The organism is Variovorax sp. H27-G14 (genome assembly GCF_046156345.1).
Taxonomy (GTDB): Bacteria; Pseudomonadota; Gammaproteobacteria; order Burkholderiales; family Burkholderiaceae_C; genus Variovorax.
Genome location: NZ_JAYLVN010000031.1, coordinates 1 through 22,752, shown reverse-complemented (window position 1 = coordinate 22,752; position 22,752 = coordinate 1). Strand labels below are relative to the sequence as shown.

The 22,752-nt window shown below is 63.5% G+C and carries 14 protein-coding genes; 4 read left to right on the top strand and 10 right to left on the bottom strand.

Annotation, left to right across the window (positions count from 1 at the left end; all coding sequences use genetic code 11):
• Positions 1-22 precede the first annotated feature (22 nt).
• The 3 genes from VLK31_RS34360 to pabB are packed head-to-tail and all read left to right on the top strand — an operon-like array spanning position 23 to position 4,258.
• Positions 23-1,069, top strand: coding sequence for a P1 family peptidase (locus tag VLK31_RS34360; RefSeq protein WP_409172974.1), 1,047 nt, complete (start codon positions 23-25; stop codon positions 1,067-1,069).
• Positions 1,070-1,080: 11 nt separating this feature from the next.
• A complete protein-coding gene (locus VLK31_RS34355; protein ID WP_409172973.1) occupies positions 1,081-2,475 on the top strand; it encodes a TAXI family TRAP transporter solute-binding subunit in 1,395 nt (464 codons plus the stop codon).
• Complete coding sequence (gene pabB, locus VLK31_RS34350) at positions 2,465-4,258, top strand: aminodeoxychorismate synthase component I (RefSeq protein ID WP_409172972.1); 1,794 nt, start codon at positions 2,465-2,467, stop codon at positions 4,256-4,258. The genes VLK31_RS34355 and pabB overlap by 11 nt, the downstream gene beginning before the upstream one ends.
• A 72-nt stretch (positions 4,259-4,330) precedes the next feature.
• On the opposite strand, the gene ettA is transcribed toward pabB, so the two are convergent.
• Positions 4,331-5,992 carry an energy-dependent translational throttle protein EttA gene (ettA, locus tag VLK31_RS34345; RefSeq protein ID WP_409172971.1) on the bottom strand — a complete coding sequence of 554 codons (1,662 nt, stop codon included), beginning with the start codon at positions 5,990-5,992 and terminating at the stop codon, positions 4,331-4,333.
• Between the two features lie 286 nt (positions 5,993-6,278).
• On the opposite strand from ettA, the gene VLK31_RS34340 reads away from it, so the two are divergent.
• Positions 6,279-8,138 (top strand): DEAD/DEAH box helicase, encoded by a 1,860-nt coding sequence (locus tag VLK31_RS34340; RefSeq protein ID WP_409172970.1) that lies wholly within the window; start codon positions 6,279-6,281, stop codon positions 8,136-8,138.
• A gap of 75 nt (positions 8,139-8,213) precedes the next feature.
• Here the strand turns inward: VLK31_RS34340 and VLK31_RS34335 are convergent, their stop codons facing one another.
• The 9 genes from VLK31_RS34335 to VLK31_RS34295 all read right to left on the bottom strand — a co-directional run bounded on the left by VLK31_RS34335 (position 8,214) and on the right by VLK31_RS34295 (position 22,645).
• Positions 8,214-8,948, bottom strand: coding sequence for a hypothetical protein (locus tag VLK31_RS34335; RefSeq protein WP_409172969.1), 735 nt, complete (start codon positions 8,946-8,948; stop codon positions 8,214-8,216).
• Positions 8,945-10,369, bottom strand: coding sequence for a hypothetical protein (locus tag VLK31_RS34330; RefSeq protein WP_409172968.1), 1,425 nt, complete (start codon positions 10,367-10,369; stop codon positions 8,945-8,947). The genes VLK31_RS34335 and VLK31_RS34330 overlap by 4 nt, the downstream gene beginning before the upstream one ends.
• Before the next feature lie 342 nt (positions 10,370-10,711).
• The gene (locus VLK31_RS34325) at positions 10,712-10,867 is read right to left on the bottom strand and encodes a hypothetical protein (protein ID WP_409172967.1); all 156 of its coding nucleotides are present in this window, start codon (positions 10,865-10,867) and stop codon (positions 10,712-10,714) included.
• Between the two features lie 650 nt (positions 10,868-11,517).
• Positions 11,518-11,766, bottom strand: a complete 249-nt coding sequence (locus VLK31_RS34320; protein WP_409172966.1) for a hypothetical protein — start codon at positions 11,764-11,766, stop codon at positions 11,518-11,520.
• 171 nt (positions 11,767-11,937) lie between these two features.
• On the bottom strand, positions 11,938-12,318 hold the full coding sequence (locus VLK31_RS34315; RefSeq protein ID WP_409172965.1) for a hypothetical protein: 381 nt from the start codon (positions 12,316-12,318) through the stop codon (positions 11,938-11,940).
• On the bottom strand, positions 12,315-14,006 hold the full coding sequence (locus VLK31_RS34310) for a CdiA family toxin C-terminal domain-containing protein (RefSeq protein ID WP_409172964.1): 1,692 nt from the start codon (positions 14,004-14,006) through the stop codon (positions 12,315-12,317). The genes VLK31_RS34315 and VLK31_RS34310 overlap by 4 nt, the downstream gene beginning before the upstream one ends.
• 15 nt (positions 14,007-14,021) lie before the next feature.
• Positions 14,022-14,453, bottom strand: coding sequence for a hypothetical protein (locus tag VLK31_RS34305; RefSeq protein ID WP_409172963.1), 432 nt, complete (start codon positions 14,451-14,453; stop codon positions 14,022-14,024).
• A 6-nt stretch (positions 14,454-14,459) separates the two neighbouring features.
• A complete protein-coding gene (locus VLK31_RS34300) occupies positions 14,460-15,131 on the bottom strand; it encodes a hypothetical protein (protein ID WP_409172962.1) in 672 nt (223 codons plus the stop codon).
• 11 nt (positions 15,132-15,142) lie between these two features.
• Positions 15,143-22,645, bottom strand: a complete 7,503-nt coding sequence (locus tag VLK31_RS34295; protein WP_409172961.1) for a hemagglutinin repeat-containing protein — start codon at positions 22,643-22,645, stop codon at positions 15,143-15,145.
• Positions 22,646-22,752 lie beyond the last annotated feature (107 nt).

The following is a 22,752-nucleotide window of genomic DNA, read 5'->3' as shown; positions in this document are numbered from 1 at the left end:
TGCGGTCCCATAATCTGCCGCCATGTCCGCCCCCACTCCTTCCTCGCACCCTTCTCCTTCCCCGGCTTCTGACGCCGGCTCCATCACCGACGTCGCCGGCATCGAAGTCGGCCACTTCTCCGACACCCGCCGCCCCACAGGCTGCACCGTGGTCATGGCCCGCGACGGTGCCGTGGGCGGGGTGGACGTGCGCGGCGCGGCGCCCGGTACGCGCGAGACCGACCTGCTCGCGCCCGGCAACCTGGTGCAGCACGTTCACGCCGTGATGCTCGCGGGCGGCAGCGCCTGGGGCCTGGCGGCGGCCGAAGGCGCGATGCGCTGGATGGAAGAGCGCGGCATCGGCATGGACGTGCGCTTTGGCACCCTGCCCATCGTGCCCGCGGCCGTGCTGTTCGACCTGCCGATGGGCGACGCGCGCATTCGCCCCGACGCCGCCGCGGGCTACGCGGCCTGCGAGGCCGCCAGCACCGCGGCGCCCGCCGAAGGCAATGTGGGCGCGGGCGCCGGCGCGCTCGTGGGCAAGCTCTTTGGCGTGCACCGGGCGATGAAGGGCGGCGTGGGCACGGCGTCGGTCACGGTCGGCGGGGTCACGGTGGGCGCGCTGATTGCAGTCAACTCATTGGGCGACGTGATCGACCACAACACCGGCCAGCCCGTGGCCGGCGCGCGCACCGAAGACGGCACCGCGCTGCTGGACACGCGCCGTGCACTGCTGCGCGGCGAGCTGCCCAAGCCGCTGCTCGCGGGCACCAACACCACCATCGGCGTGATCGCCACCGACGCGGTGCTGACCAAGGTGCAAGCCAACCGGCTGGCCACCGTGGCGCACGACGGCCTGGCGCGCGCCATCAACCCGGTGCACACCATGAGCGACGGCGACACCCTCTTTGCGCTGGCCACCGGCCGCGTGCCGCTAGAAGGCAATGCGCCCGGCATGACGGTGCTGAGCACCATGGCGGCCGAGGCGGTGGCCATTGCCACGCTGCGCGCGGTGCATGCGGCGCGCACGGTGTCGGTGGGCGAGCTGCACATTCCGTGCGTGGCCGACCTTGGCGCGCCGCGCGGCTGAAAGCACACACCATGGCCATGCCCAAGACACTCAAGCTGATCCTGCTGTCGATCCGGGACCTGATTGCCTCGGCCGGGCCGATCGTGTTCATCGTCATCGGCCTGCTGATTGCGGCTTACTGGTACCTGCAGCCGCAGCCGCCCAAGCACGTGACGCTGGCCACCGGCCCCACGGGCAGCGCCTACGCGCAGTTTGGCAAGCGCTACGCGGAGGCGCTGAAGCACACCGGCATCGAGGTCGAGCTGAAGCCCACCTCGGGCTCCACCGAGAACCTGGAGCTGCTGCGCAACGGCGGCGCCGACGTGGGCTTTGTGCGCGGCGGCAGCGCCGACCCCAAGGCCGACGAAGAGGCCGGCCTCAACTCGCTGGGCAGCCTGTTCTACGAACCCATCTGGCTGTTCTACCGCGCCGACACGGCGCAGAAGATCGACCGCAAGACCGGCACGCTGGGCTCGCTCACGCAACTGCGCGGCCTGCGCGTGAACGTCGACCTGCAGGGCAGCGGGCTGCCGGAAATCATGGAGCGCCTGTTCAAGGCCAACAAGCTCGGCCCCGACGACCTGCTGCTGTCCAACCTGGAGCAGGGCGCGGCCGTGGGCGCGCTGGAGGCCGGGCTGCTCGACGTGATCGTGCTGTCGTCGGCACCGCAGTCGCCGCAGGTGCAGCGCCTGCTGCGCTCGGACGACATCAAGCTGATGGACTTTGGCCAGGCCGACGCCTACTCGCGGCGCTTTCCGTTTCTGTCGGCCGTGACGCTGCCGCGCGGCGTGGTCGACTTGTCCAAAGACCTGCCGCCGCACGACGTGACGCTGCTCGCGGCCACCACCTCGCTGCTGTCGCGCGAAGAAACCCACCCTGCCCTGCGCCAGCTGTTCGCGGAAACAGCGCAGACGGTGCACAGCGGCGCGGGCTGGTTCAACCGGGCGCGTGACTTTCCGAACACGCGCACCAGCGAACTGCCGGTGAGCCCCGAGGGCGACCGCGCCATCAACGGCACGCCGCCGGTGTGGAAGCGCTACATGCCGTTCTGGGCCAGCAACCTCATCGAGCGCATGTGGCTGGTGCTGGGCGGCCTGCTGGTGCTGATGCTGCCGCTGAGCCGCGTGGTGCCGCCGCTGTACCAGTTCCGCGTGCGCCGGCGGGTGTTCCGCTGGTACGCGCGGCTGCGCGACATCGAGGCCAAGGTCGATGCCGGAACCGAGGTGAAGCAAAGCGAGCAGAAGGCCCTGCTGGACGACCTCGACCAGCTCGACCGCACGGTCAACAAGGTGGCGGTGCCGCTGTCGTATGCGGACGAGCTCTACGCGCTGCGCAACAACATCTATGCGGTGCGCAAGCGGGTGCTGGCGCGCAACGCGCCCGCGGGCAACAGCGAACCGGTGAACGCAGCCAACGATGCGGCGTGACGACCCGCCGCCCGCCCTGCATGCGCTGATCGATTTCGCGGACCCGCACGGCGGTGCGCAGCGGCTGCGCCTGGCTTTCGGCGCGCCGTCTGTGGTGCTGGCGGCGCACACGGCGGCCGAGGTCAAGCCCGTGCTCGAGGCCGTGGAAGCGGCTTCGCGTAAAGGCCGGTGGTGCGTCGGCTATCTGCGCTATGAAGCGGCTGCGGCTTTCGATGCGGCCTTCACGGTGCATGCGAACGGCGATGGGCCGCTGGCCTGGTTCGGCGTGCACGACGAGGCGCTGCCTTGGCCGCAGGCACCGGCCGCTTCGCAGCAGCCGCCCTCGCTCGACTGGCAAGCCACGCTCTCGCGCGCCGAGTTCGATGGGCAGGTGCAAGCCATTCACCACGCCATTGCGAACGGCGAGCTCTACCAGCTCAACTACACGGCCGCGCTGAAAGCTGGCTTCCATGGCGACGCGCAGGCCCTGTTCCTTGCGCTGCAAAGGGCACAACCCGGCGGCTACACCGCCTTCATCGACAGCGGCCAGGAGCAGGTGCTGTCGGTGTCGCCCGAGCTCTTCTTCGACTGGCACGGCGAGCAGGTGCTCACGCGCCCCATGAAGGGCACCGCGCCGCGCGGCGCAACGCCGGCCGAAGACGAAGCGCTGGCACAGCGGCTGCGCACCGTGCCCAAGGAGCGTGCGGAGAACGTGATGATCGTGGACCTGATCCGCAACGACCTCTCGCGCATTGCCCAGCCCTTCTCGGTGCGCGTGCCGCGCCTGTTCCATACCGAGGCGCTGCCCACCGTGTGGCAGATGACGTCGGATGTGCAGGCGCTGGTGCGCGACGGCACCACGCTGGTCGACATGTTCGCGGCGCTGTTCCCCTGCGGCTCGATCACCGGCGCGCCGAAGGTGAGCGCGATGCGCATGATCCGTGCGCTGGAGCCCGAGCCGCGCGGCGTGTACTGCGGCGCGCTGGGCATCGTGCGGCCCGGTGGGCATGCGACCTTCAACGTGCCGATTCGCACCGTGACGCTGCGCGGCGGCAAGGCGCGCTGCGGCATCGGCAGCGGCATCACCGCCGACGCGCAGGCCGATGCCGAGTGGGACGAATGGCGGCACAAGCGGGCCTTTCTGGAGCGTGCGAGCCGGCCTGCGGAGCCCGTGTTCGACCTGCTCGAAACACTTGCATTGGTCGACGGTGAACTGCGCGATGCGCCCGCGCACCTGGCGCGCATGGCGGGTGCGGCATTGCACTTCGGCCGTGCGTGGAACGCGGTGCAGGTGGCGGCTTGCCTCGATGGGCTGAAGGCACGTCACCCCACGGGCATGTGGCGCGTGCGCCTGCTGCTCGACGCGCAAGGCCAGCCGCGCGCCGAGGCCTTCGCGATGCAAGCGGCCCCCTCGCGCGTGAAGCTGCAACTGGCCACGCACGCATTCGAGGAAGCCCACGGCGACTTCACCCGTTTCAAGACCACGCACCGCGCGCAATACGACGCCTTCGCGCCCGACGCAGCGACCTCGCCTGACGTGTTCGACACCCTGCTGTGGAACCCCGATGGCGAGATCACCGAATGCACGCGCGGCAACATCGCGCTGCGGCTCGACGGCCGCTGGGTCACGCCGCCGCTGCGCTGCGGCCTGCTGGGCGGCATCGGCCGTGCCGTGCGGCTGCACAGCGGCCAGCTTGCCGAAGCGGTCGTGCGGGTGGACGACCTGCCCCGCGTGCAGGCCCTGGCCTTCGTGAACAGCCTGCGCGGCTGGATCGACGCTGATCTGCTCGCGCCTTCCACCTAGTTTGCAGCGCCCCATGAAAAAAACGCGCGGCCCCTTGCGGAACCGCGCGCTCTTGTCGAAGCAGACTGAAAGTTACTTCAGCGCCTTGTAGCGCATGCGCTTGGGCTTGGCGCCTTCTTCGCCCAGACGCTTCTTCTTGTCGGCTTCGTACTCTTGGTAGTTGCCGTCGAAGAAGGTCCACTGGCTGTCGCCTTCGGCGGCCAGGATGTGCGTGGCGATACGGTCGAGAAACCAGCGGTCATGGCTGATGACCATCACGGTGCCGGCGAATTCGAGCAACGCATCTTCCAGTGCGCGCAAGGTTTCCACGTCCAGGTCGTTCGACGGTTCATCGAGCATCAGCACGTTGCCGCCGGCAATCAGCGTCTTGGCCAGGTGCAAGCGACCGCGCTCACCGCCCGACAGCGTGCCGACCTTCTTCTGCTGGTCCGCGCCGTTGAAGTTGAAGCGGCCCGCATACGCGCGGCTGGCCATCTGGAACTTGCCGACGTTGATGATGTCCAGGCCGTTCGAGATGTCTTCCCACACGGTCTTCTGGTTGGCGAGCTCGTCGCGGTGCTGGTCGACAAAAGCCGCCTTGACCGTCGAGCCGATCACCACATGGCCGGCGTCCGGCTGTTCCTTGCCCGCGAGCAGCTTGAACAGCGTCGACTTGCCGGCGCCGTTCGGGCCGATGATGCCGACGATGGCACCTGGCGGCACCGTGAAGCTCAGGTTGTCGATCAGCATGCGGTCGCCGAAGGACTTGCTCACGCCGTGAAACTCGAACACCTGCTGGCCCAGTCGCTCGGCCACAGGAATGAAGATTTCCTGCGTTTCGTTGCGCTTCTGGTATTCCATGTCGCTCAGCTCTTCGAAGCGGGCGAGACGGGACTTGCTCTTGGCCTGGCGCGCCTTCGGGTTCTGGCGCGACCATTCGAGTTCCTTCTTCAGGGCCTTGGCATGGGCTTCTTCGCCCTTTTGCTCCTGCGCCAGGCGTTCGCCCTTCTGCTCGAGCCAGGTGCTGTAGTTGCCCTTCCATGGAATGCCGCGACCGCGGTCCATTTCCAGGATCCATTCGGCGGCGTTGTCCAGGAAGTAGCGATCGTGGGTAATGGCCACCACGGTGCCGGTGAAGCGCTGCAGAAACACTTCGAGCCACTCGACCGATTCGGCGTCCAGGTGATTGGTCGGCTCGTCGAGCAGCAGCATGTCGGGCTTGGACAGCAGCAGGCGGCACAGGGCCACACGGCGCTTTTCGCCGCCTGAGAGCAGGCCGATCTTCGCGTCCCACGGCGGCAGGCGCAGCGCGTCGGCGGCAATTTCGAGCTGGTGCTCGGAATCGGTGCCGGCGGTGGCGATCACGGCTTCGAGCTGGGCCTGCTCGGCGGCCAGCGCGTCGAAGTCGGCGTCTTCCGCGCCATAGGCGATGTAGACCTCTTCAAGACGCGCCTTGGCCGCGAACACCGCGCCCATGGACTCTTCGACCGATTCGCGCACCGTGTGCTCGTTGTTGAGCTTGGGCTCCTGCTCCAGGTAGCCGATGGTCATGCCCGGCATGGGCAGGGCCTCGCCCTCGAACTCCTTGTCCACGCCGGCCATGATCTTCAGCAGGGTGGACTTGCCCGAGCCGTTCAGGCCGAGCACGCCAATCTTGGCGCCGGGGAAAAACGAAAGCGAAATGTCCTTCAAGAGCTGCCGCTTCGGCGGCACGGTCTTGCTGACACGGTTCATCGAATAGACGTATTGAGCCATGTGTGGAAAGTTACCTTGGGTACAAAAGATGGGGGAAAGCGCGGTCGCCAGAACAAAGCATTCGGGCGCGGCAAACCACTGATTATCGACTCATGCGACAATAGTCAACGTTGCCGGGTCCAGTTGCCCGCTACACCGGCTCTCTGCCGGGGACGAAGAAGACCCTTCTCACAACAGGTTTTCCGGCTCCCACCCCTGACCTTCATCTGCCTTGACTGGCCTTGCGTCGCCAAAGACGCCTGGCGGGCCGATGCCACTGCGCCGTGTATGGCGCTTATTGTTTCCAATGAATTTTGATGAACTGAAGCTGGCTCCCGCCATCTTGAAGGCTGTGCACGAGCACGGCTACGACACCCCTACCCCCATCCAGGCGCAAGCTATTCCCGCGGTGCTCGAAGGCCACGACCTGCTGGGCGGCGCGCAAACCGGCACCGGCAAGACGGCCGCCTTCACGCTGCCGATGCTGCACAAGCTCACCATGAGCCGCAGCGCCACCAACAAGTTCGGCGGCATCGGCATTCGTGCCCTGGTGCTCACGCCCACGCGTGAACTGGCCGCGCAGGTCGAGGAATCGGTTCGCACGTACGGCAAGTACCTGCAGCTCGACTCCACCGTGATCTTTGGCGGTGTGGGCATGAACCCGCAGATCAGCAAGCTCAAGAAGGGTGTCGACATCCTCGTGGCCACCCCAGGCCGCCTGCTCGACCTGCAACAGCAAGGCATGCTGGACCTGAGCCAGGTGCAGATCCTGATCCTGGACGAAGCCGACCGCATGCTGGACATGGGCTTCATTCACGACGTGAAGAAAATCCTGGCCCTGGTGCCCAAGGAAAAGCAGAGCCTGCTGTTCTCGGCCACCTTCAGCGACGAAATTCGCGACCTGGCCGCCACGCTGCTGAAGAACCCGCAAAGCATCCAGGTCACGCCGCGCAACACCACCGTGCAGCGCATCACCCAGGTGATCCACCCGGTGGGCCGCGGCAAGAAGAAGGCACTGCTCGCGCACATCATCAACGAGAACAAGTGGAGCCAGGTGCTCGTGTTCACGCGCACCAAGTTCGGCGCCAACAGCGTGGCCGAGTTCCTCACCAAGAACGGCATCGAGGCGATGGCGCTGCACGGCAACAAGAGCCAGAGCGCACGCACGCAGGCGCTGGCCGGCTTCAAGAGCGGCGACATCCGCGCCCTGGTGGCCACCGACATCGCTGCCCGCGGCATCGACATCGACGAACTGCCGCACGTGGTGAACTACGAAATTCCGAACGTCAGCGAAGACTACGTTCACCGCATCGGCCGCACCGGCCGCGCCGGTTCCAGCGGCGAGGCAGTGAGCTTCGTGTGCCTGGACGAAGAAGGCTTCATGCAGGAAATCGAACGCTTCACCAAGCAGACGATTCCCGTGCAGACCGTCGAGGGCTTCGGTCCTGAAGACGGCGAACGCGCCGAGCCGATCGCCATGGGTCGCCAGACGATCTGGGGCGGCGCCGGCCGTCCGCCGAGCCGCGACGTGATGCAGGCCGCTGCCAAGGCGGCGCGCACCGAGATGCTGTCGCGCATCCGTGAGAACAAGGCCGGCCAGGGTGGCGGCAATGGCGGCGGCGGCGGCGGCGGTGGTGGTGGTGGCAACGGTGGCGGTCAACGCCGCGGTGGCGGCCAGGGCCAGGGCGGCGGTCAAGGGCGCAGCGCCAACGGTGGTGGTGGCGGCGGTGGTGGCCAGGGCCCGCGCGGTCCCGGCGCTCGCGCGCCTCAAGGGCGCGGCCCGCAAGGTCCGGCACGCACGCCGCACCATGCACCGCACCAGCAGCAGGCCCATCAGCCGCATGACGAGCGCCAACCGCGCCATCACGGCAACAGCCACAGCCCGACGCAAGCCAACCAGGTCGCGCACCTGCGTGCCGAAGCGGTCGAAGGCGGTGCAGCAGGCCAGCCGGATCCGTTGCGCACGAGCGTTGACCACATGGGTGCCGGCCGCGGTCGCGGTCGCCCGGGTGGTGGTGGTGGTGGCGGCTACGGCGGCAACCGTTCGGGCGGCGGTGGCCGTTCGGGTGGTGGCGGCGGTGGCTACGGCGGCGGCGGCGGCGGTGGCGGCCGTTCCGGTGGCGGCGGCGGCGGTGGTGGTGGTGGTGGCCGTTCGTTCGGGCGCTGAGCGCTGAAGGCAGGAACACCTGCCTCGTCAAAAAAAGCAAAGGGCACCTCGGTGCCCTTTTTCAATGGCGTTGCGTCAGCGTGGCGGCGAGGTGCTCGCCCGGACGTTCTTCGCGATGCGCAACGCCAGTGCGGTGACTGCCGCGTCGTAGCCCTGGGCTACCGCTTGCGGCTGCCCCACCATCTCGCCGAAGCTCGACCAGCGATACGCCGGATTGCCTGGCACGCTGGTCGGCGTGTCGCCGCTTGCGTCGGCGCCGTAGTAGATCGTGTCTGTCCACACGGTGTCGTCGTTCCTGCTGCCCATCAGATAGCCGCTCACGTTGACGCGCGGTACGTAGTCGTTGGAGAAACGCGCCGACAGCATGCCCACCTCGTTGAAATACACATGCAGCACGGGCAGCGACGTCGGCAGCTTCGCAAGATCGATGTTGTCCGGCGAGCCCGCCGGCCGCACCACGCCTTCGAGCACCTGCGCCTGGTAGCCCTGCGCATTCAATTGTTCGACCAGCGCCGCCGTGAGCTTCGGCCCCATGTCCTTGCGCACGGACTCCATGCGCTCGTTGAAGTCCGCCCCCTTCACGCGATCGGCTATCGACTGCCACAGCACGCCCAGGGGAATGCCCTTGTTCTCGGTGTGCAGCTTGGCGATGGGCGCCACGGGGATCACCATGATGCGGGTGACGGTGGGGAGCGGCGGTGGGGTCTTGGGGCTGGAGCCGCAGGCCACAAGAGCGAGCGTGCCTGCGCAGGCCGCGAGCAGTACAAGGCGGCGCAGCAGCGTGCGCTGCCAGGCGATGACGGCGCTCATTGTTCGACCGCCGTAATCTTCTTGACGCCTGCGGAAGGCGGCTTGGCCGCGGCCTCCCCCACCTGCAGCGCATAGCCGTAGTCGGTCAGGTAGACATAGGTGTCGGTGCGGTCGAGCGAGTCCGGTGCCATGCGGCACTCCAGGCGCCTGGCATCGCCGCTCAGATCGGGATGCAGTTCAGAGGCTGCGCCCGCACCCACGACCTTGCAGACCGTCGTGTAGTCGTAGGTCACCCCGCCGATCATGCTGAACAGGCTCAGCGTCTTCGTGGCGTAGCGCAGCTCCGAGCCGACCGCCATGCGTTGCCAGTCGCCGGTCAATGCGAGGTCGGTCGTTGCCCGGCTGATCGTGTCGGTGCCGGGGAGAAAGTTGACGAAGCTGCTCAGATTGACCAGCCCCAGCAACGAAGCGGTTTGCGCCCACGTGCCGTTCGCGGAACCGGTAGCGGACTTCGTACGGGTTCGGAACATGGCAGGGGTGGAGGGGGTGGCAGGGGTGGAGGGGGCGCCATCCGGTGCAATGAAGAGTTCGCTGCGGGTCGGCAAGGTCTTGCCGTCGCGGGTAAAGGTGCCTTCCAGCACGACGCGCTTGAGGCGCTTGGGCGCCGGCGAAAGTCCGAGCTGCGAAACGGCGTTCATCACCGCCGGGCTCGGCGTCGTCAGGCCTGCGGCATCGGGCATTACCTTGGCGCGAGGCGCAAATGCAGGCAGCGCCTTGACTGCCGACGCGCTGCCGCAGGCCGCCTTGAACAACGCCTTGTAGTCCTCGTTGGTGTCGCCGCCGACCACCGACGATTTGGCCTTGTCGCCATCGACCCGCCCGTCGGTGACGCGGCCACGCTCATCGATGTCGAAGCCGCTCACCTGCGCGTAGGACTGCGATTGGCACGCGAGCCTGAAGCGCTCGCGCTTCTGACCGAAGGGGGCCCGGTAAGGCGGGTCGAAGTCCATCCGCGGATAGTCGAAAGCGCCCCAGAAGAGCAATGCATCGCCCGATGTTTCGATGTTTGCGATGTCGATGAGCGTGACGGTGCCGTCGGGGCTGCGTTGCACCTCGCGCCAGTCGGGCGGTGCGGCGCGGCATGCGCGCTGCACCGCGGGCCATGCCGGCAATACCGACAGGGCCTGCGACTGAACCTCGCCCAGCTCCTTGCGCACGCCGTAACGCCGGGCCGTGACCGGGTAGCTGCGTCCGGTGCGCAAGTCCGAGTAGAGCAACCACGCCTGCGGCGCATTGCACGCGACCGTGAGGTTGCGCGTCTCGGGCCCGTCTTCCAAGGCAAAGGACACCTGGTCGTCGACGCGCAGCAGACTGTGCTCGACGAGGCTGCCGACGATGGGCGTCGGCGGGCGGCTCGGGGACGCGCAGCCCGCAACGAGCAACGCCGCCACGGCGCACATGGTGATGTGGATGAGCTTCATGCATTCCGCGCTGGGCGGCTCCCTGGGGTTATCGCTTCTTTGACGCTGTCGCTCGGGGCGCAACGTTTTGGTCGGAAATCGTAACTCGGGGATGAGCCTGCGTTGTCATCCAGGCGGTGCGAGCGTGGTCTCGTACACACGGTCGGTCTCGTTCGACTTGTCGTTCATGCCCTTGCCTGAACGCTTGGGGTTGCCCGTCGAGCCGAATGATTGTTTGGAGGTCTTGGTGCCGCTTTAAATGCTCGATTCGTTCGTGCCGCTCAGCATGCGCACTGCGCCGCCCTTGACGTACAAGTCTTCGCCCGCGTCCAGGTGGCTCGCGACGACGGTGACCTTCTTGTCTCAGATGACGGTGAGGTTCTCGCCGGCAGTGACGTCGGATGGGCGCTGCTTCTGGCTCGACACCGCCGCATGCTGTTGCGGCACGCGCTTGCGGTCGAGGCTCGCGTCGGTGATTTTTGGAGCGATGAAGCCCTTGGTCGTGCGCGTGGTGTCCACGCTGCTGGACGCGCTGAATTACTCACGCCACGCACATCAGGAACTATTCAGTTGACTCGTCGAAGTTTCATATTCATCTAATAGCATCCATTTCGAAAATGGCGCCATCTTTCGATTTGTCCAGCCAAGGAGGGTATTTATTTTGCGTCATAACGGATTTCCACCATCAACATCAAATACTTCAACCCTGCACCAAGCTGGAAAATAGCCTTCCATAATAAAAAAATCGTCGATATAGACTAAACCTTGCCTCTCCAGTGACTTCATACAACTCTCTGCGCTATCTCCCCCGAAGAACTGCCCAAGCGACACGAAGGCTGCTGACTCGTCGAAATACTTTTCAAATTAAAACTCCTTCATCACCGGAAATAAATCCATTGATCTTTGACGGATAGCTTCTCGCCTAATAACAATCCCAAAATCTTTTGATACTCTCATCGAATAAATCCTCAACGCACCTTTGGAAGAGTGATGTCTTTTGGCACATGAATTTCATTCATGCCGTCTGATATTGAAGCGACAACTGCACCTTGCTCGCTTGATTATTTTCCTGCAAATATTCGGCTCACATTGATTTGGTCAGGTCAGAATTAAGAAGAAATTTAAAACCCCACCTCTATCGGCACCCGCCCCATTTCGATCCCTAATTTTCATTCACTCAATTCATAAATTTCACGATGATCATCGCCATTGAACGTATCCGCTAAAAATTTGGTGGGTAGCGCCGCGCTCATCTTGGGGTCGTTAATATTCAAGACCCCATCGCCTCGCTCAAAATTCCATTGATTAATAAATCCATTGGAAAAATCTTCCGGGGGAAACTCATTATTAAAAAATGAATGAGTCAAATTTATAATGAGTTTACCCGCCGCAATACTCCATTTTTTTAATAATTTCAAGCCGAGGTCTTCCTAGAGTCAGTTTCCATCCAGTAAACTGACGAGCGACTGGCTATGCTGGCGCTGGACTATTCGTCGCAGCTCGCGCCGGGTTAGTGGTCTTTAATCTGCGCTTCTCTTTGTTTTCAGCGTTTCGGACTACGTTGCGCAGACCATCCTAGAAAGAGTCATTCAAGAATATCGTTTTTCGATCTCTTCTAAAGAATCGAAAATTCTTTTCATTTCCTCTGGAAACGACTCCAAATACACCTCAGCTGCAATCTTTATCAAGGCTAGATAATCTTTAACTGGCATCACCGAGCTTTCAATATCGCCAATAAAAAACGCGACGCCATCGAACTCGGAGGGATTATCCCAATCCTGATCAAGTGAATAAAAAAACCCTTCGCTAACTCGGCAGCCATGCCCCTTTGCGGCATCAAATAAAATACCAGCAAAACTAATCCTTTTATCGATCACCGCCTCATTTAATAAGTCATAAAAGTCATCGCTATAAATTGCACTGGCGGCAAATTTTGCTTTTAACTTTTCCAGCCAAATCTTATCTTTCACTGCTTACTCCTCGGAGGCATTGTAACAAAAGAATTTGTAATTTCATTTGTCTTCTTATTTCGCGTGACCTGAAAATAATAGCCATCGACTTTTACGCTTAAATTTTGCAGGGAAAGATCTCCCTTTAAAATCAACTCGGCTTCAATTGCCGCCCGGGATGAGAGTTCTGCAATTTTATTATCCGATATTACGCTTGACTTATAAGTGGTTTTAGTCGAGGGCGGCTTGTAACCTCCAATTAAGTCCCCTTTGGCATCAACCCGAGGAAGCTGATAAGTGTATTCCACGAGCCCTGGAAAGCGAACATCAGTTATTTTGTTTAATATTTTTGCACCTGTAATCTCTATAGATTCCAAAAAAGAATCGTGATTGTGAGCCCCAGAAATCGTTCCTGCTTTGCTATTTCTTATTCCGATTTGAGTGTTGTGCTCCAATAAGAGCGAGGTGAAATTTGATGGAATTTCTGAGCCTGTTAGCCGCCCTGCACCGACCCTCACGCTCGGCACAGTAGGGACAGCAGTGCCAGCCGCGTCAGTTGCCGCACTGGTCCCGTACTTCACCCCTTCACTGCTGTAAGGACTGCTCGCAGTCCCATCCGTAGTACCAGGCAGCTTCGCCACCGTACTTGGCACCTGTACCTCGCCGGCCGCCGCAGCGGCAGTGGCGCCGCCGCTCGCTGGTCGCAGCACCAGCTTGGTCGCATCGCTCAGGCCCTTGGATGCGTCCGCAATCGCTTTCCATGTCGACGCGCCGCCCGAAGCAATCGCCTCCCCGATGGCCTGCATGTTCCGCAGATTGCCCGCGCCAAGGTTTCCATCGGCCGCGAATCCGAAATCGCTGAAGGCCTGACCCACGACATGGCGTTCCGTGGTGCTCAGCGTGATCGGGCCGCAGGCACCTTGCATCACCGCGCAACTTTGTCCTCTGAGAAGCACCGCAGGCACCAGCGCCGCGCTCAGGGTACGGCCTGCTCCTTTGTCGCCCGTGGCCTCGAACCCTCCGAACAGGCTCGCCATGCCCGCGATAGCGTCATCGAGCGCGGCCAGGTTCGCAGGGGTGGGATTGACCACGACCCTGTCTTTTGCGGCCGTCAAGTTGTCGAACACGACTTGCTGGCTCGCATCCACCTGAATCCAACGCTCAGCCACTTTGAGCTGGCAGCTCAAGGCAGCTGCGCCTTTGCCGCAAGTCGCCAACTCGGCAGCGCGCTGTTTCTTCTGCGCACCACTCATCCAGTTGTTCTCTACCGCATTGGCCCCAGCAGCCGCAGCAATATCCGCCGCCTCCTGCGTCCCCCCAACCAACGCCCCCGCAACCCCCGACACCATCTGCCCCAGCTTGATGGTCCGCTCCGCGTATTCAGGGTCAGCGTTCGGGTTGTAGAGCTGGCCGGTCAGGTGCCCTGCGAACGCGCCGACGGCGCCCGCTTTGCACCCCGCACTTCCGCTCACGCCACCACCGCCACTCGCCCGACCCGCGCCCACTGCGCACCCAGCAATCGCATGCGCAACCTCTGCCGCCAGTCGGTTCAGGTTCTGGCTTCCTTCAAGACCGTCCGGCCCGTTCTCACCGATCCACTTCGCGCTCCCTGAAGCCGCGGTATTCAGCAGCCCAGTCAGCAACCCGTTCTTGATCCCCTGCTCCACGCTCGTGCCTCGGAATCGAAGCGCCATTTCAGGGAAATTCATCGGCCACTCGCATTTTTATTTTTTGCTTTTTTGATAGTTCAAAAAATTATAAAAAAATGGAGCCTCAATCAATACGCCGACGATTGATGCGACAATTTTCCAACGAATTTCTCTCGCGTAAGAATCTGTGTAGACGCCATTTTCCACATAAACTTTTGAACCAGAAACCGCAGTTACACCCGGCGTAATGTCAAATGAAAAACTAGCGTACGCAGCAAGCGCAGCCACCAATGGAACTAATATTGAAAAACAAAGAACAACCTTTCCACCAGCACCCAAAATATTGTAAATTGGATAAACTAAAATCCACCAAAAAAAGAGCCCGAAAAACCAACCCAGGTAAATAGCATCAAAATCAAAAGAAAAAAACCTAAAGTTAGCCGCAGTCAAGTAGACGAAAAAATGAATTGGCAACAAGATGATTGGGGTTAGCTTGGCGATTTTCATAAGGCATCATTTTTTTAAGTAGTCTTTTATCTTTCCATCCGTGTACTTCCCCCAAATCCATTGGGCTGCTTTTCCGCCATTAAGCAAGGGAAACAGCCCCTCGCCGTATCCACGCGTAACGACAACAATAGAATTCCCCTCTTGTTCCACACTTCTGATCACCACTCCTGGGTTTAGCAAATGCAGGCCCGTAATTGTTGTATTTGTAATCGTGTAATTTCCCACCCAGTGAGTTACTTCACCGACACCTAGTGCAAAAGACCGATCTCCAGTTTTTATTCCGACTTGCCGATCTGGCGTTGCAAACCGGGATGGAGCGGGATACATTTTTAGCGCCTCGAAAACTTTATCCATCGTACAACCGCTCTCACCGACAGTACACGCTTGGGATTTAATCGCATAGTCATGGAATCCTGGCAATACCAAGTTCCCCGACTGGTATCCATTCAAATCACTTGAAAAGTGTGTAGTTGAATCATAGGTCGTCATATCGTTCAGATATCTTTTCCACACACCCGTACAAAAAGACGTCATATTTTCAACGCACTGTGCAAGCAATGCATCCGATTTTTTGTCTTTAAGGGCAAGGGAATTTCGCCTCGATTTCTCTTCATCTGAACATTCAGACTTGCATTTTTCCGTCAAGCCATCCAGCGTCCCTCGATCTGGCCGACTCATCCAGTTGTTCTCTACCGCATTGGCCCAGCAGCCGCAGCAATATCCGCCGCCTCCTGCGTCCCCCCAACCAACGCCCCCGCAACCCCCGACACCATCTGCCCCAGCTTGATGGTCCGTTCCGCGTATTCAGGGTCAGCGTTCGGGTTGTAGAGCTGGCCTGTCAGGTGCCCTGCGAATGCGCCGACGGCGCCCGCTTTGCACCCGGCACTTCCGCTCGCGCCACCACCGCCACTCGCCCGACCCGCACCCACTGCACACCCGGCAATCGCATGCGCAACCTCTGCCGCCAGTCGGTTCAGGTTCTGATTTCCGTCCGGCCCGTTCTCGCCGATCCACTTCGCACTTCCTGAAGCCGCGGTGTTCAGCAGCCCAGTCAGCAACCCGTTCTTGATCCCCTGCTCCACGCTCGTGCCCTGGATCGCCGAGTGAACGATGCTTGCCGACACGCCATTGATCAGGTTGCGCTGCAGCACCTGCGCCCACCCCACAGTGGTCCCATCCGCCAGCGTCGTTCCGACATTGGCTGCGGTGTAGCCCTCCATCCCCAGTCCGATGTTCAGCCCCTGCAGCACCCCCGCAGTCGCCATCGCGGTCACGATGCTCTTGACGCCCTGCTTGGACGTCAGCTCCTGTATCACCTTGCCGATGTCGCCGTTGTTGTTGATCAGGCCCACCGCCGCTTGCGAGGCGATGCTCGACACCGCCGCACTGACGGCCGCGTTGGCCACTGTCGCGGTCGCACCGCTCAAGCCGCTGCTCGCTGCAGCCCCCACCCCACTGGCCACGCCCCAAGTCAGCACCGCCACCACGATCGCCACCACCGCCCCACCGGCCTGCGTCAGGCTGCCCTGCTTCTGCGCCCACTCCCGCTGCGCCAGCGGCACGCTTTGCCAGTCGATCTGCAGTTTGTTGAGCGCTGCGTCGTTCTGCACCTGCTCCAGCCAGCCCATGCCGGGCTGGTTGCGCTGAACGGCCAGCACCTGCTCCAGGGTCTGCTGCGCGGCGGCTCCGTTCTGCTCCTTGACCGGCTTCTGTCCCCACTCCACGTTCACCTTGGGCGTTTTCAGCGCCAGGCTCGCGCTGTCGATGCGCGTGTAGTTCGCGCTCTCTTCATACGAACCGGTCTCGCGTGTGCGCTGGTACAGCGGGTCGCTCTCGCCGCGCTTCTGGCTCACCTCTTTGGCGGTCTTGACCAGCGCCATGTTCAGCTTGCCGTTCACGGCGCTCAGCGTCACTTTTTCTTCCGCGCGAATCTGAGCTGCCGCCAGCGTCAGGTCGCCCTCGGTCGCCTCGAGCTTGACGTTCTTGCCGCTGAGCGTGGTCGGTGCGAGCGTGGTCTCGTACACGCGGTCGGTCACGTTCGACTTGCCGTTCATGCCCGTGCCTGTGCGCGTGGGCATGCCAGTCGTGCCGATGGATTGCCTGGAGGTCTTGGTGCCGCTCTCGATGCTCGATTCGTTCAGGCCGCTCAGCATGCGCACTTTGCCGCCCTTGACGTACAAGTCTTCGCCCGCGCCCAGGTGGCTTGCGAAGACGGTGACCTCCTCGTCTCCAATGACGGTGAGGTTCTCCCCGGCGGTGATGTTGGATGCGCGCTGCGTCTGGCTCGACACGTCCGCATGCTGTTGCAGCACGCGCTTGCGGTCGATGTTCGAATCGGTGAGTTTGGGGACGAACAGGCCCTTGGTGGTGCGCGCGGTGTCCACGCTGCTGGACGTGCTGTCCGTCGAGGACACGATGTTCACGCGGCGCTTGGCTTTGATGAGTGCGTTCTTCTGCGCTTCTATGTCGCTGCCCACCACGTTGATGTCGCCGTCAGCAAAGAGCCCGACCGATCCGCCCGACAAGCGGCTGGCGATGCTGGTGGTGGACTCTTCTTCGCTGTCGGTGGTGGTCGTGGTGGTGGTGGTTTTGAGGATGCGTTTTTTCTTGTCCTGGCGCTGGTCTGCCGTCGAGCGGGTTTCTTCATCCGCAAAAATGTTGATGTCGCCCGCCGCCGTGAGGCCCAGCACACCCGGCCCGGCCGCGATGCTGGAAGCTCGCACGTTGATGTCCCCGCCCAGCGCGTTGAGCAGCACGGTGCCGTTGCCGGTGATGGTGCTGCCGGTCTCCTTGCTGGACGCCTCGCGATACGTCCTTTTCGCCCCCACGACAGCCATGCGGCTCGCCTCGGTGACCGTGCCCAGGTTGATGCTCTTCTTCGCAGTGACAGACGTGAAGCTGTCCTTGCCCGTGTTCGACAGCACGCCGCCAATCAGGTTGACGTTGTTGCCCGCGTTGACGATCAGCGAGCCGCCCGGGTTGCTCACGTACACCCCGGCCACCCGGTCGATGTTGGTCCTGCTCGCAAACAGCCCGTCCTGTGTGCGGGTGGTGGTCTCGATGTTGACGTCGCGGTCGGCCTTCAAGACCGCGGAGTCTTCGGCCGTGATGCGACCGCCGGTGTTGTTGATGTCCTTCCTGGCATGCACATCGACGTCGCCGCCCGCGATGCGCCCGCCCATGTTGTTGACGTTGTCCTTGTCGATCTTCACCAGCGTGCGCCCGGCGATGGTGCCGGTGTTGGCCAGGTCGCCCGTGCCTTCGATGAAGGTGGCGTCCGCGCTCAGCAGCGCCCCTGAACCGTCGATGTCGCCGGGCCGCACGCGCACGTACAGCTGCGGCGCCAGCACGCTCTGGGTGCTGCCGTCGGGCAGCGTCACCGTCTGCTCGACCAGCCAGACGATGTCGCTGGTGAGCTGCGCCATCTGGGCCGCTGTCAGCGCAATGCCGGGGCGCAGGCCGTACTGCTTTGCAAAGGTGGCGCCGTTGTTCATCAAGGCGGTGTATTGCGCCTCGTCGTTGTAGTGGCCGCCCAGGTAGCCGTAGCCGGTGAGCTGGGCCACCTGTTCGCGAATGAGCTTCTGCTCGTAGAAGCCGTCGCCCAGGCGCTTGAGGGTGGTGTTGGGGTCGAGCCCGAGGTTGTTCAGAAGGTAGTCGCTGCTCAGCCAGGCTCGGTAGTTCGCAAAGCGCGGATCGGTCTCTACCAGGTAGCCGCGCGGGCCGCTGTTCAGGTTGAACAGGCTGGCCTGGGGAACGGCCGTGCGCGGGGTGCTGGTGCGCACGACCATCGGGATGGTCTGGCTGGTGCTGGTTCTGGTGCTGGCGTTGCTCTTGTCGCCGACGGCTGCGCCAGCCTTGCGCCAGCCGGGCTGCACGACCATGCCCACATTGGCCGGCACTTCGACGATGGTGACGACGCCCTGGCCACCGGTTGCGCCGCCGGGAGAATTGCCCGCGTCGTACCCCCGGGTGGCGTTGAGGTTGCCGGTTTTGACATAGGCGCCGACGTCCTTGCTTACTCGGGTGACGGGCTCGATGACGTCCGGGCTGCGTTTGGTGGCACGCCAATGCACGATGGACGCGCGTTGCGTCGTGACCTCGCCCTGCAATGCCTCATTGCCGATGCCGGGAGCCGTCAAGGTTGCGCCGGCGGTGATGCGGCTGTTGCGGTTCACGCCAGCGCCGTTGAGCGTCATGTCTCCACCGGCGGCGATGACGGCGGGGTCGGCGTCGACTGCGTTGTCAGTCGTGGTGGCAACGGTGCTGTCCCAGAGCCCCCAGACGTGGCCGTTGGCAGCCCGCCATGGGCCGCCGGGGTTGCGTAGCGTGAGATTGGGCTTGCCCGGCGCGTAGGCAATGTCCTCCAGTTTGAAGAAGCCGATACCTTCCACGCCGATGGTTCGGGCGAACTCCTTGGTGATCGTCGGCGTGCCCAGCTTGACGCGGGTGTCCACGTTGTTGATCTGCCCCATGGAGATGGTCATGCCGCCCAGCGACTCGATGCGTGCGCTCTCGTTGTTCAGCACGCCGCCGCTCTCCGTGGCTTGGCGGTTCGCGTCGAGTTCGCGGCCGATGTTCAGGGCCTTGGGGGCTGCGCCGCCGCTGAAGATGAGCGCGTGCTCGCGGTTGTTGACGGTGCCCGCGCCAATGTTCAGCGTCTTGCGTGCCGCAATGGTGGCGGCCCTGGTCACGCCGTCGATGGTCTCGGCCTGGTTGTTGAGCGTGCCGGCCGCCACGGACACGGCATCGCCGTAGATGCGGCCCGTGCCGATGTTGTTCAGCGTGCCCGCGTCGATCTGCGTCGCGCCCTGGCTGTCGATCAGCCCTCGGTTGACAAGCACCTTGGTGGCGCTCACCACGGTGTCCTTGCCCGACATTTCAGCGCCGGCATTGTTGTCGATGCTGTCGCCTTCCACCCTGAGCGTGCGCCCCGCGGAGAGCTTGGCGTTGTTCGTGAACTTGCCGCTGGTCTTGTAGGTCAGGTTGCCGCTCGCGCCGAGCTGCTGGTTGTTCGTGGCGTCCTCTCCCAGCGCAATGCCCAGGTCGTTGGCCGAGGCGATGCGGCCGTCGCCGCTGAAGGACTTGGCCTCGATGAAGACGCCCCCGACACCCTTTGTCACTGTGCCGTCCGCGTCGAGCGCAGAGGGTTGGCCGCCCATGAGCACGCCATTGGTGTTGGTGACAGACAGGGTTCTGCCGGCGGGGTTGGCCGCGTTCGGGTCTTTGATGCGCAGCGTTTCCACGGCGGACATTCGTCCCGCCGTGTTGTTCACGCTCGCGCTGCTGGTGACGGTGACGTTTCTGCCCTCGATGCCTTGCTGCGCATCCGACGTGTCTGTGTTGACGACGCTGGCGGCGTCGAGCATGGCGCTTGCACCCGAGCGGATCAATCCGCCCTTGTTGCCGATCGTTCCGGCGCCTGCGTTCAGGCGCAGATCGCCAGCGGCCACCGTCTGGCCGCCGGCGTTGTCGTAACCGGCACCGTGGGTGTCGATGGTCACTGTGGAGCGCCCGATCACCTCGCCCCTGGCCGTGTTGGTGAAGGCCAGCGTGTCGGCGCTCAGCGCGCCCTTCGATGCGATGGCGCCCGCACTGTTCTCGACCTTGCCCGTTTTCAGGGTGAGCGGGCCTGCGCTGACGATGCCTCCGGTCTTGTCTTCAGGCAGGGCTTTGTAGTTGGCCGCGTTGGTGTTGGTCAGTGTTTCGCGGTTGGTGTCGATGTGCAATGAACCGCCGGACTGGATCAGGCCTGCGTCGTTGTTCAATGCACCCGAGCGCAGCGTGACGGGCCCCGCGGCCGACATCGTTCCCTTGGTGCTGTTGTCCAGCGCGCCGCCACGGGTGTTCACCGACAACGCGCTGCCCAGAATCTTGCCGCCTCGGTTGCTCAACGAGCCGGCGTCGATGGTGATCTGGCCGGCGTGGGTCTGGCCGTGGTCTTGATCGAAGCTGCGGGCCACGTCCACCACCAGCGCGCCGTTGCCGGTGATGTGCCCGCCCTCCCCGGCGTAGCTGCCGCCCGAAATGCGAAAGGTGCCCGCGCCCGCGTGCTCGATCTTTCCGCTCGCATTGCCGAGCGTGGCCGCGCTCAGGCTCAGATCCTGGCTGTTGCTGGCGATGCGCCCGCCGTCGTTGTTCAAGGTGCCTGAGACGGCCAGCACGGTGGCCGCTTCGGCGCCCGTCTGCACGATCTCGCCGAGGCGCGCGTTGGTGAGGTTGGAGACCTTCAGGTCCAGCCGGCCCGCAGTGAGCTTGCCGGCGCCGTTGACAAAGGTTTGCCGGGGCTGAGCATTGGCCGTGATGCTCAGGGTGCCGGGCGTGACGATTTTGGCCTTGTCGGTGGTGCGCACATCGCCCTGCGTCGCCGTGAGGGCGATGTTCGCCGCTTGGGTCTGGCTGCCCGAGAGCTCGACGCTCGCACCTTGAAGGGTGGTGTTGCCTGCGGCGAGGTTTGTCCCATTGGCCACCAGCGCACCGGAAGCGGTCACCCGCAACTCGCCCACACCCCCCAGCGTTCCATCACTGCCCACACCCGCCCCCAGCACCCCCGTGCTGCCCGACGTCACGCTCCCCGCCGAGATGGTGGTGTTGCGGCCCGCCGTGATGCTGCCGCCGTTCACCAGCGCACCACCGACCCGCAGATCGACGTCGTTTGCGCCGCGCAGGCTGCCGCCGTTGCTGCTGTTCAGCGCGCCCGCTCTGACGCTCAGGTCGGTGGCTGCACCGACCGCGCCATCGCCCTGGCTCAGCGCGCCTGCGACGTTCAGCCGCGTCGCGCCCTGTGCCAACTGAACGCTGCCCTTCATGCCGTTGTCCAGCGATGCGGCCTTCAGTGCGACGTTGTTGTTCGCAAGCAAGGTGCCGGCGGTGTTGTCGACCGCGCCCGCGACGTCTGCGCTCAGTGCCCCCACGGCAGAAACAGTGCCGCGCGTGTTGTCGGCCTTGCCGCCCACCGTCAGTTGCGTGTCGCTGGCGCTGGCGAGGGTGCCGTCGACGTTGACCAGGTCGCCCGTGGTGTGGATCTGCACGCTGCTCGCGCGCAAGGTGCCGCCACTGTTGTCCAGCCGTGCCACATCGGCGCTGAAGTTGCGGCTGACGTTCAGCGTGCCTCCCGCGTTGCTGAATTTGGGCCCGGTAACGGCCAGCGCCACGACGTTCAGCGTGCCGCCTGCGTTGTCGATTTGCGGCGTGTTCAGCGGGATGGGGCCGCCTGCATAAATGCGGCCTGCGTCGTTGGAAATGGTGCCGCCCGCGGTGATGGCGCCGGGTGCGGGCGGGGTGTAGACGGCGGGCGTGAATGAGCCTTCACCTGCGGCGTTGCCGCTGTCTGTTGCGAGCGATGTCGCCATGCCTTGGCCGCTCGTTGGGCTGGTGCTGCCTGGGTTCGCACTTCCAGAATTTGCCGGGCCTGCGCCTGCACCCACAGCCTGCGCACCGATCACCCCACCACCGGTGTTGCTCAACACGGCCGAGCCGATCGTCAGCCCCGCCATGCCGGTCTGGCGGATCGTGCCGCCGCGGTTGTCGATGTCGCCGGGCGTGCTCAGCTGCAGGCTCGGGCCTTCGATGGTGCCGATGTTTTCAAGGCGTCCCGCCGCGGTCACGACCAGCCCGCCCGCGCCGGCGCCGATGCTGCCCGCGTTGCGCACGCCCAGCCCGGCTTCGGTTCCTATCAGGCTGATCTTCTGGGCATACATGCCGCCCAGCGCAGCCACGTCGAGCGCGAAGCCTGGCACAGCGCCACTTGCAGCAACGGGTGTGACCTGGCCGTGATCGGCCGAGACCTGGTTGGCGCCCGTCACCACCTTGAGTTCGCTGGCCCAGATGCCGGCATTGACCTGCACGGCACGCGCCAGGATGGCTGCGTAGTCGGTCCTGCTCAGGTCCAGGCCTGCGCCGTCGATGGTGACGGTGCCGCCGCGAACCAGAAAGCTGTCGAGCTGGCCTGCCGCGTTGAACTGCGGCACCCCGGTGGTCAGCGTCGCGCGGCTCGCATTGATGAAGCCGCCGCCGCTCACGCTGATGCCCGCGGGGTTCGCAATGATCACTTCGGCGCGCTGCCCGCCGACCTCGACATAACCGCGCAACTGGCTGGGCACGCCGCCGTTGACTTCGTTGAGGATGATGCGTGCCGGGCCTCTGGCCAGGAAGGGGTTGCCCTGAACGAAGCCGCCTAGGGAACGTCTGATCAAGTCCACCGATTGCCGACCTGAACGTTGATCACCCAGCTGAAGGAGAGCCAACGATGAGCCAGATCAGTTTTTCGGATGCCGAGCATGCAGGCAAGAGAAAGAAGACA

Coding starts and splice junctions, on each gene's coding strand:
- VLK31_RS34340 (WP_409172970.1), top strand. CDS start 6,279: ATGAATTTTGATGAACTGAAGCTGGCTCCCGCCATCTTGAAGGCTGTG.
- VLK31_RS34360 (WP_409172974.1), top strand. CDS start 23: ATGTCCGCCCCCACTCCTTCCTCGCACCCTTCTCCTTCCCCGGCTTCT.
- VLK31_RS34355 (WP_409172973.1), top strand. CDS start 1,081: ATGGCCATGCCCAAGACACTCAAGCTGATCCTGCTGTCGATCCGGGAC.
- VLK31_RS34305 (WP_409172963.1), bottom strand. CDS start 14,453: ATGAAAATCGCCAAGCTAACCCCAATCATCTTGTTGCCAATTCATTTT.
- pabB (WP_409172972.1), top strand. CDS start 2,465: ATGCGGCGTGACGACCCGCCGCCCGCCCTGCATGCGCTGATCGATTTC.
- VLK31_RS34310 (WP_409172964.1), bottom strand. CDS start 14,006: ATGAATTTCCCTGAAATGGCGCTTCGATTCCGAGGCACGAGCGTGGAG.
- ettA (WP_409172971.1), bottom strand. CDS start 5,992: ATGGCTCAATACGTCTATTCGATGAACCGTGTCAGCAAGACCGTGCCG.
- VLK31_RS34335 (WP_409172969.1), bottom strand. CDS start 8,948: ATGAGCGCCGTCATCGCCTGGCAGCGCACGCTGCTGCGCCGCCTTGTA.
- VLK31_RS34330 (WP_409172968.1), bottom strand. CDS start 10,369: ATGAAGCTCATCCACATCACCATGTGCGCCGTGGCGGCGTTGCTCGTT.
- VLK31_RS34300 (WP_409172962.1), bottom strand. CDS start 15,131: ATGAGTCGGCCAGATCGAGGGACGCTGGATGGCTTGACGGAAAAATGC.